Source organism: Myxococcales bacterium (assembly GCA_016706225.1).
Lineage (GTDB): Bacteria > Myxococcota_A > Polyangia > Polyangiales > Polyangiaceae > JADJKB01.
In genome coordinates, this window is sequence record JADJKB010000022.1 from 503373 (window position 1) to 518594 (window position 15222).

A 15222-nucleotide genomic window follows, 5' to 3' on the forward strand; every position below is an offset into this window, starting at 1 on the left:
GATCGCCGCGAGCGCCTTGCGGTCATGCCGATGCGGCGAGCCACGCTCACCGTCGTGCTTTGGCCTGTCCTGGCTACTTCGTTCATCCGCTACCATGCGGCGGTTCACCCCACGCGCCGTGCGAGTTGTTCATCGAGCGCCAGTGTATACCCTGGCCTCGATGGCTCAGAAGCTGCGTGAAGCAAAGCTGGGGTTGGGTCGACGCCGAATCCCGTTGTTCGTCATGTGCGGCGTCGCTGCAATCGCGTGCAGCTGCGTTGAGCGCGACGGAGCACGGATCTCGAGCGAGCCCGACCTGGCCGGCGCGCTCGGCGCGTATCGCAACGAGTACACCGCGCGCGAAGGCCAGACGCGCCGCGCGCTCGAAGCGCTGCGCGGCATGGTCGACAAGAAGACGCCGCTGGCCGCGCTGCCCACGCTGCGCACGAGTGATCCGCGGGTGATATTGGTGGCGTTGGCGGGAGAGCTGGCGGGGGCGGGGTGGGTGCAGGGGTGAGACCGCACGACCCCCGCGATGCGAGTGTCAGGCCGCGCGGTCAGCAGGCGTTCGCGCAGATCGGCGCCGCCGCGGGGTCGCGGAGCTTCTGCCGGAACGCTTGGGCACCCCGGAACGCCCGGGGAGCGATCTCGCGCATGAACCCAATGGCGCTACCCCGCAATGAACCCAACCGAGGCATCGATGCGCGGAATACCCACATTGACCAACGCCAAACTTTGTGGAGAATCGACAACGATGGGGGCGCGTTTGCGCTTCCTTTGGAGGGAGCCATGCATGGAGCCGCAGAGCCGCAGAGCCGCAGAGCCGCGGAAGGGCCGATGCGTCCTCATCGCCGTCCTCTTCGTGATGGTGGTCGTTTCGCCGTCTCGTGCAGTCGGACAGATCAACGTCGCCCTGAGCTACTGCGCGCCTGACCTCGGGCACGGCTGCGACAACCAGATCCCGAGCGCGTGCCCCCAGTTGCTCCAGGGTTACAAGGGCACTGGCACAGCGAACAGCCCCAGCGTCCGCAGGCTCAGGGTCTTCCTCGGATACTACGTCGGCGTCGGTGCGAACAAGACCGCGGCGATCGCCGCTACCGATCGAATCGAGCTCTGCCGCGTCAAGTCGACCAACGAAGTCGACTGTCCGGGCGTTGTGCCTTGGCTCGTTTACGACAAGAACGTGCCGGCGACCAGCATCGATCCGAACTCCGTCGCGCAAGGCTTCACACTCACGGACCGCCAGCCCGCTCGCTTGATCCCCATCGACTGGGCCAGCCCAGGCGAAGCGGAGACTCACTTGATGGTGAGAGTGAACGGCGGCAGCACCATTCTTGGCGACATCGGCGCGCACGGGATCTGCGCAAGCTGGAGAGAGCTTGCCGCCGACCCGCCGGGTGGTAAGTTCCTCGTGGTCGGTGTGAATCCGACAACCCTGTCCTTGTTCCACGCATGCACGGACGGGTCGAAGCTCGACTGGGCCCAAGGGCTACTCGGGCACGTTCCGCAGCGCAATGCATGTGTGTCGCCGCAAATCGCTGACTACGTCCGGCAAGCGTTCGGTACGATCGACGTCGCACAGCGGGATCGCGTCCAGAGCGGGTTGGCGCCGCCGAACCTAGCCAACCCATCTGCGGCAGACGCCAAGGTGGCATGGTTCAACGGCCGCAACGCCACCGGTGCCGCCTTGCCCATGCGGTTGCTGCTCGGGCCGCATCCTTCGGCCGGGCAGTCCGATTGGGGAGCGCTGCACATGAACGTCGATGCGATCCGCAACATCCAGCCCGGGCTGCTACCGCACCAGGCCCTCGCAGGACCGGCGATCGACGCCCTGGACATCATCACCCATGAGTACTTCCACGCGCTGCAGCTGGCGTGGGGGCGAGAGGTTCCAGCCAGCAATGTGCACATCAACGGATTCATCAGCGAGGGGTTGACGGCATCGGTCGAGCACAACCTCTGCCTCGCTGGCTTCCCCGGAGCGAGCGGCTACCCCGTGACGGACGTGCGCCGCACCTGCGTTTCGGCTGGAAAGGTGGAGACGAAGGATCCTGCCTTTCCGAAATATCGCGGGCCTTACACGAGCGATGAGTTGTTCACGTTGCCCGCGCTGGACGTGCTGAAGCGCAAGTATCAGTCGGCGCTGTTCTGGAGGTATCTCCAGGAGCAGTTCTCCTATCCGCTCGGACAGCCTCCCCATCCCGCGGGTCTCCCGTCCGGAATCGAACGCAAAGCGTTGACCCTCGACCAGCGCCCATCGGACGAAGGCATGGATCTGGTCGGCCAGATGCTCCTAGGCTTCGCCGAGCCGACCTCCGCCAAGCTGTCGACGGCGACGGCGATCAACAAGGTCCTCGCCAGCCGTCTGGGCCGGAGCCTGAGCGACGCCACGTTCGACTTCCACACAGCCTTGGCACTCAAAGAGTATACGGACACCGACCCGCGCTGGCGCTTCGAGTGGACGCACGGCTACGGCTACCACAGCGCCATCCCGCTCTCGGACGGCAAGCCCTTCACGATCGGGCCGCAGCTCACCAACAACACGTGCGATGTTTCGCTCAACGACCCGTGCGACGGCCTGCCGAGAGCGTACCGAATTGCCGACACTTGGGCGCCCGGGCCGACGAAGAAGGTGCTAGCAGCGGGCAGCGGCATCTCGAGCGTGCAGCCGGCGGGCGTCGGCGCGCGCGGTGCCGCGTTCCTGTCGGCGCGACCGGCGCCGGGTTGGATCGGCAAGAAGCTGTACTTCAGCGCCGAAGTGCTGCCGAAGTCCAACGGACCTCGCATCCGGGTGTTTCGGGTCGATCGCCAGTCATCGACCCAGCTCGTCCCCAAACCGGTCTGCCAGATTGGGTCGGATGGCGAGTGCCCGGGTGTGCAGTTGACCACCGGCTCCCTCTTCTTTGGCGTGCCCGTGATGATCGGGGCGAGCACGGAGGAAGTCGTAGTGGTAGTCAGCGGCGGTGCGGGTCCGTCGAACTTCACATGGTCGTTCGGGGCGGTCGCGGAGCATCTCGACATCGTCGATCCGATTCAGGCGACGCCGGCGTACGCAGGCAACAAGTTTGCGCGCAAGAAGTTCCTGGTGAAGCTCAGCTACCGCGACTCACTGAACCACCCCATCCCGCTACAGAACGTTGGGCCTGAACAGCTAGAAGTAACCGTGCCCAACTGTGCGGCTGCGGGAACCACGGGCTGCAAGCTGGAGCCGTGGGTGGACTTCTATCCCTACCCCCTGACCGGCGGCAACCTGTTGATGGTCACCGCACTGCCCGCCTCGTTCTACCCTGCAGTCGCGACTGACCTCGACCTCCAGGTCTCAATCAACGGCATCACGGCGTCGGCGCCGGCAGCCATAAAGACCGGGCTCGGCTCGGAGGCCGTCGTGCTGGCGCTCGACCGGAGCGGCAGTATGTTGGGAGATCGACTGGCCGCGGCCAAGGTTGCCGCTGAGGCTCTGGTCGACTCCTTCGCGCCCGCGGCCGGCTTCCCGACCACCTCCGCGGGAGTGGTCACCTACGCTGATGACGCCACCACGCTTCCGATCGGTTCGACCGGCATGCAGTTCGTCGGCGCAGGCGACGTTGCGGCGATCAATTCGGAAATCGGCAAGGTCACCGCTTTCGGCGCGACCAGCATCGGCGACGGCTTGCTCGAAGCGCAGTCGCTGTTGGCGGTCCGCTACGATCCGCCCGCGACGCTGACCGCAGACCGCCATCTCATCGTCGTGCTGTCGGACGGCAAGAACTCGGCTAACGCCACCCCCTCTGACTACTACTTTGAGAGCGATCCTCCCAAGGGTGATCTCGACGGCCCGTGGCCGAACCTGCCCCTTGGAAGAATCCCGCGAGGCGGTGTGCCGACGCTCAGGCTGCCGGTGGTCTCGAGTATCGCCTTCGGACAGGATGCCGACCTCTCCGAGCTCGATCACCTGGCGCGCCTCACCGGCGGTACTTTGGTGTACGCACCGAACCCACCAAAATCGCTCGCCCTGGCGACCCTCGACGTCTCGGATGCGATGCTCTCGGCGTACGGGACGAGCTCTCGTTTCGAGCGTGTCGTCTCGCGACGTGCAATTGGCGGCGCGTCTCCGGTGACCTTTTCCGTCGATGCCGGTGCGCACGAGCTGCGGGTCACCGTGGTGGCCACCGAACCCGAAGTTGCCCTGGGCAAGCTCGTCGCGCCATCCGGCATCGAATACCTTCCGCTGCTGGTGAACGCCGCTGAGTCCACTGCGACCTACCGCGTCCCGGATCCGGAGGCGGGGCCCTGGTCGGTCTTCACTCGCCCGGGGGCAGAGACGTTGCAACCGAACGTCCTGGTCGAAGCCAGTCTCGACTCCGACGCGCAGATGTTTGCGACCGTGGACGTCGGAGACGTTCTGCCTCTCGGCCAGACAGTCGGCACGGGGGAGCTCACCGCTTGGGTAGGCTCCGACGTTGCGCTCCGCGCGGTGGTCGTGGATCAGACGCCGCTCACCCGCTGCGTCGTCGATGCGGAGGTCACGCTGCCCGATGAGGTGACCCGGGTCGCCCTGCACCTCCAGGACGACGGCCAGCACGAGGATGGCCGGGCCGGAGACGGGATCTTCGGAGCCCCGTTCCACCACACGAGCCTCCCAGGAATGTACGCGGTTCGAACCTTCGCGACGTGCGCCCTCGACCCGGGCGACACGCGGGTCATTCGAGAGCGACAGCAAGGGTTCGTGCTGGCGCCGTTACCGGATCTCGACGGCGACGACCTCCCCGATCGCTGGCAGCTTCGGTACGGGCCACCGATGGAGGCGGATTCGGACGCGGATCGGGACGGTTTGACCGCGGACGGGGAGTTCCGGGCCGGCACGAACCCCCACATCAGCGATAGCGATGGAGGCGGTGAAGCGGATGGCTCCGAGGTCGCTGCAGGGCGGGACCCGCGGGATCCAACCGACGACGCGATCGACTCGCCGGTGCTGGACCCCCAGGCCGGGAACGGTGTGGTGTTCCTTCCCGCGGGCATGGGCTCGACGGGGACCGTTCTGACCGTCGAGCGGGCCCCCGACGAAGAGGGGCCGTTCCTGACGGTCGCGGGCGCTCGAAGTGGCGAGTCACCGTTCGTGGTCGTGCCCGCGCCGAACGGACAGCGCGGCTGTTATCGCATGCGTGCCGAGCGCGGACCCGTGCTCAGTGGCTGGTCGGCAGTCGAGTGTGCAACGCCCAACATCGATCCGGTCCCGCCGATCGTGCGCATCAAGACCGGTCAGGTATTGTCGCGCACTCGCGACGTGAGCCTGGAGCTCGAGGTCGAGGACCCCAGCCTGACCACGCACGTGCAACCGACCGTCGAGCTCGGAACCGTGGTGTCCGGCGTGGTCGAGCTTCGCCACTCGTTTGCCGGTATCTCCATCGAGACCGTGGCCTGGCAGCCGGTCGCCACCCGCCTGGACATTCGCCTGCCGGACGTCTCGGCAGGCGAGGTCTACGTGCAAGCGCGAGACCTGGCCGGGAACGTCAGCAAGGTCGCGCGCGTCGGCTTCCGCCGGTTGCTCGATACCCGCGTCGATCAAGCCATCGCTGCTGAAGAACGCGCCGAGGATGCGCTGGACGCTGGGAGCTTGTCCGCGGCAAGAGCGGAGATCGTCGCCTCGCTCCTCACGCTCGACGATGCGGCGCTGGCTTCCGTCAAGCGGGTGTCCCTCTCGAAGGGCCCGAATCTGGACGAGGTGCACGTGCTGACGACGCTGCTGAAGGTGAAGGGGCTGAAGATGACTTGCATCGCCCTGCTCGAGCCGCACACCCTCCACCTGGCGAACCAGCGGCTCCAGGAAGCCCTGTCTCTGGAGCTCGACCTCGCCGTCTTTGGCAAGGAGCGAGGGCTGCCACTGTGAATGGGTGGGCTCGGCTGGGGCTCGCCGCTGCGCTTGCCACTCTGAGCTGCGGTGAATCTGCGGATGGCGATGGTGGCGCCGGAACCGGCGGCTCTCCCCCGAGTTGTTTCGACCTCGTCTTGACGCCGGCGGTGTTGGGTGAGCCCGGTCGCTGGCACTGGGTCTCTGACGCGCTTCCTGGTGCGATCTTCGCAAGCTCGGAAGGCTTGCACGTCGCGTGGGTTGCCTATCGATTTCAGTCAGAAAAGACCGGCCAGTACACCTCGGACGCGGTGGAACACCTGGTACTAACGACGGTCGCTCCAGATCACGCAGTTTCGCACCGTGTGTACTCGCTACTTCCGGAAGGAGCGCTCTTTCCCGAGGGAGAAATCAACTCGGTCGCCGCCGGTCCCGACGGTACAGTCGTCATCGGATACGAGTGGCGAGAGGCCGGAGTCTGGCACCCGGAAGCGGCGTTGCTCCGACCGGGCGAGGCCGAGCCCTTCGCGCGGGTCGCGCTTCCGGTGGCCAACACCGGCGACGACGTGGGCCTCCAGACGCACGCTGCGTGGGACGGCGAAGCGTTCGCGATGCACGCCTACGGTATCCCTCCGCAGTTCAGCTTGTTCGTGGCGAGGGTCAGTGCTCAAGGCGAGCTGCTCCTCCCCTTCACGCGGTACGGCGAGACCATCAACGTGGGCTACGGTCCGCTCGGGCACAAGACGGCGACCAGTTCGGAGAGCGGCCGAAGTTACGTCCTCGATGGTTCGTATTCGGTGTTGCTGAGTGGACACCTCCGCGATGGCGACCGGCTACCGGGAACTGGGGGGGGGGCAAAGGTGGTGGACATCAAGGACGTGATCGTGGCTGGCACAGTTCCCGTCGCGGTTGCGGCGGACGCGACGGGCGCGTGGCTTGCGGCCAAAGCGGGAGGTGCTGAGCTGGCCATCCCGGTTCAGCGCACGGGCGTGGACGGCGCCCCGCAGGGCCCGCCGGTCCTGTTGGAACCTTTCCTCGGCGGAGGGATCCTCGGAATGGCCCTGCTCCCACGACCTGATTCCCTGGTGTTGCTCTCGGCTTCGGGGACGAACGTCCATCGTCAGGATCTAGAAAGCGGCAAACTGCGCAAACCATGGGCACTGCTCGACGGGACAGAATGGGGCAACATCGACATTCGCCAGATGTCCGCGGTCGACTGGAACGGCGAAACCTGGCTCGCCTATCACCAAGCCTCACACGCGGTCCACGTCAGGCTGGTGAAGGCCACACCCGGATGTGTCTACGTGGCCGAACCGCCCGGGCTACCCGACGGGACCTAGCGAAAGCGCGGTAACCAGTCCGCGAACTAAGTGAGCGGCGAAGGGTGTTCATCCCGAAGCCCGACGGGCGGCAGCGGCGGATTGGTGTGCCGGCGCTCGAGGACAAGATCGTGCAGCAGGCCGTGCGCATGGTCTTGGAGCCCGTAGTGTTCGAAAACCCAGCCCACGAAATCGCCGCCGATTTTGGGGCAATGAGGCTCCCTCTGCAGCAGCCGCTCGGCCCATCTAGATTCGCTGGATGAGAGCTCTCGTGATGCATCTTTGGGTCCTCAGCGTTGCCGGCTGGATCCAGCGCGGCCAGCAACAGGTCATCGAGTACTTGGTCGAGGAGAACCGAGTGCTTCGCGAGCAATTGAAAGGACGTCGCCTTCGCCTGACGGACGGCCAGCGTCGGAGGCTGGCCGCTCGAGCGGGGATTCTGGGTCGCAGAGCCCTGCTGGGACTGGCCTGCATCGTCACCCCGGACACGCTTCTTCGCTGGTACCGCAACCTGATCGCGAGGAAGTACGACGGGAGTCATCGCCGTCGCCCGGGTCGACCGATGAAACGACCCGCGCTTGCGAGCCTGGTCGTCCGAATGGCCAACGAAAATCCGACCTGGGGCTACACGCGGATTCGGGGAGCGCTGCAAAACCTGGGACACGAGCTCGGGCGAAGCACCATCAAGCAAATCCTCGCCGACCATGGCATCGAGCCAGCTCCGGAGCGCGGCAAGCGAACGTCCTGGAAAACCCTCCTCGAAGCCCACTGGGGCGCGCTGGCAGCGACGGACTTCTTCACGGTCGAGGTGCTCACCACGCACGGGCTCGTCCGATACGCCGTGCTGTTCGTCATCGATCTCGAGACCCGCCGGGTCCACGTCGCCGGGATCATTCACGAGGCGTACGGCGCCTGGATGGCCCAGGTGGCGCGGAACCTGACCGACCCTGCCGTCGGGTTTCTGAGAGATACGCTCTACCTCATTCACGACCGGGACCCGCTGTTCACGCAGGAGTTCACCGAGATCCTTGCAGCTGCCGGCGTGAAGACCGTGAAGCTGCCGGCCAGGAGCCCGAACTTGAACGCGTACGCGGAGCGGTTCGTTCGATCAATCAGGCACGAGTGCCTGCGGCGCGTCATCCCGCTTGGCGAGCAACACCTGCGACAGATCGTCTCCGAGTACGTAGAGCACTACCATCTAAATGACCGGTCGCGATTGTCGATCGCGGACGGCTGTTAGGAGTTGAAGTTGCCCCCCCACGCCCGTGCTCGGCTGCGCCTGCGCGCGGGCTTCCCCCCCAAATCGGCCGCTGCGCGGCCTCAGGGGGGGAAAACGTCGTGGGATGGATTGAAAAGTTGGGAACCATCGACGATGACGGAGTTGCAAGACAACCAACATCGGAGGTTCCCGTGGGCATCTTACCGCGTTTGCCGCGACACGAACGACGACGATTGCTACACATCGGGCGCAGCAGTGGCGACCCCGCCACAGCCCTGCGATTTCAGGCCGTTTGCAAGCTGCTCTGCGGTCAGCGCACCGTCGCGGTTGCTCGTGCGCTCGACCTTGCCGTTTCGACCGTCGTCAAGGCCGCGAATCGATTCTCCGAGCAGGGCATCTTCGGCCTCTACGACCAGCGCAAAGGAAACGGGGCGCCCAAGGTCGATGCTGACTTCCGCGACGAGCTCTGGCGGGTGCTCGAGCGCGTTCCCCTCGACTTCGGCTGGGAACGTCCCAGCTGGACCCGCGAGCTGCTCTGTCTCGAGTTGGAGCGGCGCGGCTTCGGCCGCATTGCCGTTTGCACCATGGGCCGCGCACTGCGCGCGATCGGGGCGCGACTCGGCGCCCCAAAGCCCATCGTGCTCTGCCCCTGGCGCAAGGCCAAGCGCGAGCACCGCCTTCGCGCGCTTCGGCGCCTGGCGGAGACCGCATCTGCCCGGCAGCCCGTCTTCTACTGCGATGAGGTCGACATCCACCTCAACCCGAAAATCGGCCGCGACTGGATGCTCCCCGGGGTCCAACGCCGGGTGGTCACGCCGGGCAAGAACCATAAGGGCCTACATCGCCGGCGCTCTCGACGCCCGAACCGGCCAGCTCGTCTGGGTCGACGCCGAGAGCAAGGCGAGCTGGCTTTTCTGCAAGCTCCTCTGGCGCTTGGTGGAGCAGAACCCGCAAGCCCGCACCATCCACCTCATCGTCGACAACTACGTCATCCACAGCAGCAAGGTCACACGCGAGGTCCTCGCTCACTTCGCCGACAAGATCCAGCTACACTTCCTGCCTCCCTACTGCCCGGACGCCAACCGCATCGAGCGCGTTTGGCTCGACCTCCACGCCAATGTCACCAGGAACCATCGCTGCGTCACACTTCCCGAGTTGATGCGCCATGTCCGACGCTTCCTCAATGACTTCAACCGTCGCCACACTCGCGGCCTCGCGCTGCGGCGGGCGGCCTGACGCAGCCGATCGCAAATCGCTACGCGAATTGCGATCGGTCATTTAGAGAGAAATCACCAGGGCCTCGGCAACGCGCTGATCGAAGCGCCGCCCGCAAACTCGAACGGCGCGGGAACGATTCGATGTCGGGAGCGGCTCGGCGGAACGCTCCGCTACTACCATCGGAGTGCGGCTTGATTTTGTGGCGGACGAGTTTTCGGACAGTACGGGGACTCTCGCCGCGGGCGGCGCTCTCGAGGCTTGACCGTCCTCGTGCTCCGCAATCAGCCGCGTGATGGCCGCGCGACTCGTGGCGACCTCCGCCCACCTCATCGGGCCGGAGCAACGCGGGCACGTCTCGACATCGGCCGCGAACACGTGCGCCAGCAACCACGCCCACCGCTTCCGCCCGACCGGCGCATCGTCCTTCTCGCCGAGCAGCTCGAGCTGATCGCCTCGAGCCGGAGGTGGCTTGTGACAGGCCGCATCCACGGGCGGCTTGGGCACGACGAGGGCCCGGCGCGATGAGTGGCTCGAGAGCACCCCGAAATACCGGAGCATGTGAAAGCGTGGAGGCGGCACGGCCGCCACCAACCGCGCAATCAGGTCGTGGGGCTCGAGCACCAGCGCGCGGGTGCCGTCCCGCCACACCTTCTTGAAGATGAGCTCGAGCCTGCCGTCCTGCCGGCGCTCGAGGCGGTCCTGCGCGATCGGAGGGCGCGTGATGTATTTAGCGAGCCGCTCCACTCGTCGCCGATCTCGGCCGTCGATGACCTGCGCCGCATGCAAGTTGATGCCGCGCACCTCGGCGATGGGCGCATCCGTCGCGTCCGCGGCACGCGGGCGCTCGGGCAACTCCGCCGGCACGACCAACCGCAAGAGCGGCTTGCCTGCGCGCTCACCGCTCACGCCAATGCCCTGAGCTGCCGCCGCGTAACACGCAGCCAGCCCCGGCTCGTCAAAGCAGAGCTCCGGCAGCTCCTGCTCACCGAGCTCGGGGTCGAGGCTCCGCCCGTGCGCTTTGAGGATGCTCTCGATGCGGGCCGCAGTGCGCGCTGCGACCTGCGCCACGTCCGCGTGCGTGGGCGCGTCGAGCTCCCGGAACTCGAGCGGCGCGCGCGGGTCGCCGTCCGCGTGCACGTACACGCCATCGAGCACGAGTGCGTGGAAGTGCACGTTGAGCCGGGAGCGCGCTGTCCGTCCTCTGCACAGCGACCACGGATCCGGTGTGGCAGCTTGCGACACTCGAAATGCCGAGCTCGCGCTTCGCGCGCCAGCGCAGCGAGCGGTCCACCTCCGCCATGAACGCGCTCACCACCTCGGAGCAGAGCTTGCGGTCGTACCCGAGCAGCGAGCGTAGACCCCAGGGCAAAGAGCAGATCCAATGACGGATGGGCACGCGCGGCAGCACCGCCTGCTCCAAGTGCACCGCGGTGTCGGCCATCCGGCGGCCCAAACAGGATGGACAGAACCCGCGCTTCTTGCAACTGAGCGCGACGAGCTCGGAGTACCCGCAGTCACGACACACAAGGTGCAGGCAGCCGTGCTCCAGCTGCCCGCAGCGCAGGTAGGCCTCGAACTCTTTCACCACGAAGCGCGGCAGGCCGCCGTGCTCGTCCGCGCGCTCGAGGAACGCCGGCCAGTGCTCCGCCACTGTCTGGTAGAGCAGCGTGGATCCTTTTCCTCCCTTTCAGGACGAGGAATTCGACTCGACCGAGGCGGACCTGGTTCGTTTTCTCAGGAGCTCGAAGCCTCGCCGCGGCGCTGCGACGTTCACCAGGAGGCGCCGGCAAGCGCGGGCGCCCGTGCGAGACGATCTTGCGACGCTGTCTCACCCTACGTCACTCGCACTGCGACGGGCTTTGTCGCTGGCCGCCTGCGCGATGCGGCACGTCATGCCCAAGTCAGAGTTGTGCGCGCACCTCGCACCTTTCTTCGGCCGACCTCATCGTTCTCATCCCGGACTCGCGCGATCAGGTGTACTTCTGCATGCAGCGGGGGCGATGGGCGGCTCCGCTAGCAGGTGCGGCTTATCTCGGCAGTGCCAGCCCAGGGAGACTGCAATGCAAACGCAGCACGCAACACGCAACACGATATGCACGTTGGTGGCGCTCGCACTGGTCGGGATACCCTCACGGGCCGCCGCGATCACCAACGGCTCTCCGGCACCGAACGACCCGGCCGTCGTCTACGTGAGCTTCGCCAATTCGCTCGGAGGCACGACGCGGTGTTCGGGCGTCATCGTCTCTCCGGGGCACGTGCTGCTCGCGGCTCACTGCTTCAATGGCACCTCGAAGTTCCCCAAAGCGGGGCAGTTCTCCACCTACCTCCCGGGAAGCGCCATTCGGATCGAGAACACGTCGCCGTCACTGACGGGGGCACTCCCACTTTTGGTGATGTCGCGCGCTACACGCCCATCTCCGGCAAACAGTTGAGTTGGATGACCACCGAAAGCCCGATGGTGTTCCCCGGTGCTTCGCAGAATGACTTGGCGATAATCCCGGTCGACCAACGCATTCCCCAAGGCGCCGTCATTCCCGCCGGGCTGCCCTTCGGGCCGACCTACCAGCCAACCGGATGCTCCACCACGTTTGCGGGGCGCTACCTCGGCTACTCGTCCGGGAGTCGCGAGCAAGCAACACACCAGGTCACGCGTGCGGGCGTCTCGACCGCGGGCGACGTGTACCGCGGGCAGTTCAGTTATGCCGACCTGTTTCTCGACTACTTCCCCGTCATCGAGGACTTGCTCGGGCCGCTGGAACAATCGGCGAAATTCCTCCAAAAGGGCGATTCCGGAGGACCGCTGCTCCAGGGCAACATTGTCTGCGGCATCAACTCCGCGGACGGCGGCCCGTTCTTCTCCGTGGAACCTCACTACGATTGCGTTCCCGGCACGGACATCTGCGTCTTCGACGGTTGGTTCGCCGAAATCACGGAGAACAATCTCCACGCGCGGGTGGACCGCCAGGAAGCTGCGAACTGGCTGCTCGGCGTCTCCCCGCCGCTCTTCGATGCGCACGACAACCTCTTCGCTACCTGCGGCGCGTCCACGGCGCCAGCCGCGGACGCCGACAGCGACCGTGACTTCATCCCTGACGCTTGCGACCCGTGTCCGAACTTTCCTGATCCCAACTACCGTTTCGACGGGACGTTCACCGTCACACCCGGCAACGACAAAGACGGCGACAATGTGCCGGACGCGTGTGACAACTGCCCCGACGCGACGAACGCGCGCGACCCGCTCACCTGGAAGCAGGCAGACTCCGACCTGGACGGCGTAGGCGATGCCTGCGACAGCTGCGCGTACAGCGACGTGCGCGGCATCTCGGATTTTGCTTGTTGCAACAGCAACGCAGACTGCGGCAACCAGTACTCGGAGCTCTGCTTTAAGATCGGTACACCGGTCGTGAACGGCCTGACGACGCCCAACCCATGCGCGGGCTTCTTCGGTCGGTGTGCGCGGGGCGCCGACTACGACGGCGATGGCGTTTCCGACGCTTGCGACAACTGTCGCACGCAGAGCAACCCAAACCAGGCCGACGACGACAACGACGGTTCCGGCAACGTCTGCGACAACTGCCCAGGGGTGAAGTTTGACTGGACGCCGTACCCCAACGAGGACCACAAAGCGGACAAGAACGAGAGCTTTGCAATGCAGTGCACCTCCGACGCGAACTGCGTTGCGAAGTCGGGGCTGGCCGGGGCTCAGTGCAGCCCGGCGAAGCTGATCCCCACCGCGGACGGCGGCCTCCAGCCCGGAAACCGCTACTGCAACAAGTTCAGGGACGACGATCAGGACGGCGTCGGCGACGCCTGCGACAACTGCCCCTCCGTGAAGAACCCGAGCTCAGGCGCTGGCGGCATCAACAACCAGCCCAACTGCAACCTCGACATCGAGATCGCGCTAGGGATGATGCCCTATCCATACGTCGGCGACGCCTGCGACCGGAACCCCTGCACGCGCACCCAAACCGGTCCCATGCTCAACACCGATGAGAATGTCTGGCTCAACGTCTCGCTCCATCCGCAGGTTCTCCCGAAGAGCGTCACCGCGCAGACTGTGCCGGGCCAGGCGTTCTTCGATCACAAGTACACCGGCACGCCGGACGCGACCGTGGGGGCGAGGTTCTGTCCGTGCACGGTGCCGGGGAAGCTCATCGGTACTGTCGAGGACTGTCGCACGATCGGCACGCAGTGCCCGCTCGACGCGCTCCACTACACGCTGCCCGGCTCGCAATGGTCCGTCCCGCGAATGGTTCCCGCCCCCGTCAACCTGAGCTCGCTCCCCAAGTTGCCACCGCCGGGCTACCCATTCACCCCGGGCGCGGAATTCCCGGGCCTCCCAACCGCGGAGCCGCGAGCCGAGCTCGCCCAAAAAGGCAGCGACCAGCTCGCCGCCTACGGCGCCGCGCCCACGCCGGTGGCCTGGGACCTAGGCCAAGACCCCGCCCCAGGCTTCGGACTGAACAAGGGCAAGCTCGGCGTGCTCTGGACCGCCGTGCGAGACGTGCCGCAGATGTCCGCGTCGCCACTGGCCTTCCGCAGCCATTCGAATCACTACGACTCGAACTACTACGGCGAGCAACTCCAGTACTACATCACCAACGGCACCGCGCTCACCGCATGTTTCTTTTGCCAGGTGGATCCCTGTCCGCAGTGCGCCATGTCGATGGACATCCACAACCTGCTGATCGATCCCACCAACAGCGTCGTGGTGGCGCGGTCTGCGACCCAGAGCACCGACATCACTGCATCGTTCTCGAGTGCGGCGATCGGGGCATTGCTCGAGCCGAGCGTGCGCTGGCTGCAGGCCGCCGAGCGCGGGACCTGGATGAAGAGTGGGCAAGTGGGTCTGGTCGCGCTAGCACAGGACGCCACTCGCGTGAGCTCCGCACTGGTACACGCGGGCGGTCGCGTGCAGCTGGCCGCGCGATCGACGGACGACACGTTGGTCAGTGCCGCCGTCGAGCCACCCTCCGCTGGCCCGGCGGCGCGGAGCGACTTCGCCGCGGTCCTGAGCGGAATCGAGAACGCGGTGTTCGTTCTCGGCGGCAAACTGCTGGGAGACGGCTCTGAGCCCGGCGACGTCTGGCGCTATGGCATCGAGAGTCGGCAGTGGATGCGGCTGGGGATCAGCGGGCCGACTCCCCGCTTGGTGCTCGCCGCGACGTACCAGCCGGAAACGCGCAGCCTCTGGCTGATCGACGCGGACATCGGTCCCGGCGTGGCGCGTGTCCTTCGTCTCAGTCTCGACAATCTCCAGGTCGAGGTGGTCGGGCTCTATCCCCGCGCAGGGCAAGTCGCGTGGGTCGAGCTCTCGAACGCCCCGGATGGAGAGCTTCTCCTGAGCGGCACGTCCACCAAGCTCAACCGCGTCGCGTCGGTGGTGCTCCGCCCCGGCAACCACCATTTGTTCACGGTGGGCGGTGTGTTCCACGCCGGGCAGCTCGCGCTCGAATCCACGCTCACCCAGCGCGGGCTGACCCTTCCGTTGGCCCGGTCCGGGGGCAAGGTCCAGAACTCGTTCATCGCGGCGGAGGACGTGTACTACGCACCGGCCGGGGCCGGGCCTGGACAGACGGTGTCCAAGCCCACCAAGCTGGTACTGGAAGCGCCCACCAAGGCGAAACCCACAGTGGCGGACTGCCTCTGAGGGCCAAACC

Annotated in this window: 7 protein-coding genes and 1 pseudogene; 7 read left to right on the forward strand and 1 reads right to left on the reverse strand. The window is 66.1% G+C overall.

The genetic code is table 11. The annotated features are described in order from the left end of the window. Window positions 1-160 precede the first annotated feature (160 nt). The 5 genes and pseudogenes from IPI67_33285 (at window position 161) to IPI67_33305 (ending at window position 9580) form a co-directional block, all read left to right on the forward strand. On the forward strand, window positions 161-496 hold the full coding sequence (locus tag IPI67_33285) for a hypothetical protein (GenBank protein MBK7585052.1): 336 nt from the start codon (window positions 161-163) through the stop codon (window positions 494-496). Window positions 497-844: 348 nt separating this feature from the next. Continuing rightward, window positions 845-5845 (forward strand): VWA domain-containing protein, encoded by a 5001-nt coding sequence (locus IPI67_33290; GenBank protein MBK7585053.1) that lies wholly within the window; start codon window positions 845-847, stop codon window positions 5843-5845. Further along, on the forward strand, window positions 5842-7146 hold the full coding sequence (locus IPI67_33295) for a hypothetical protein (protein ID MBK7585054.1): 1305 nt from the start codon (window positions 5842-5844) through the stop codon (window positions 7144-7146). The genes IPI67_33290 and IPI67_33295 overlap by 4 nt, the downstream gene beginning before the upstream one ends. Before the next feature lie 253 nt (window positions 7147-7399). Beyond that, a complete protein-coding gene (locus tag IPI67_33300) occupies window positions 7400-8365 on the forward strand; it encodes a transposase (GenBank protein ID MBK7585055.1) in 966 nt (321 codons plus the stop codon). A gap of 278 nt (window positions 8366-8643) precedes the next feature. Beyond that, window positions 8644-9580 (forward strand): annotated as a pseudogene (locus IPI67_33305) (IS630 family transposase). 42 nt (window positions 9581-9622) lie between these two features. Here IPI67_33305 and IPI67_33310 read toward each other — a convergent pair. After that, on the reverse strand, window positions 9623-10735 hold the full coding sequence (locus IPI67_33310) for a transposase (GenBank protein MBK7585056.1): 1113 nt from the start codon (window positions 10733-10735) through the stop codon (window positions 9623-9625). Between the two features lie 887 nt (window positions 10736-11622). Here IPI67_33310 and IPI67_33315 point away from each other — a divergent pair. Continuing rightward, a complete protein-coding gene (locus IPI67_33315) occupies window positions 11623-11994 on the forward strand; it encodes a trypsin-like serine protease (protein MBK7585057.1) in 372 nt (123 codons plus the stop codon). A 5-nt stretch (window positions 11995-11999) separates the two neighbouring features. Next, window positions 12000-15212, forward strand: coding sequence for a thrombospondin type 3 repeat-containing protein (locus IPI67_33320; GenBank protein MBK7585058.1), 3213 nt, complete (start codon window positions 12000-12002; stop codon window positions 15210-15212). The last annotated feature ends 10 nt before the right edge of the window (window positions 15213-15222 follow it).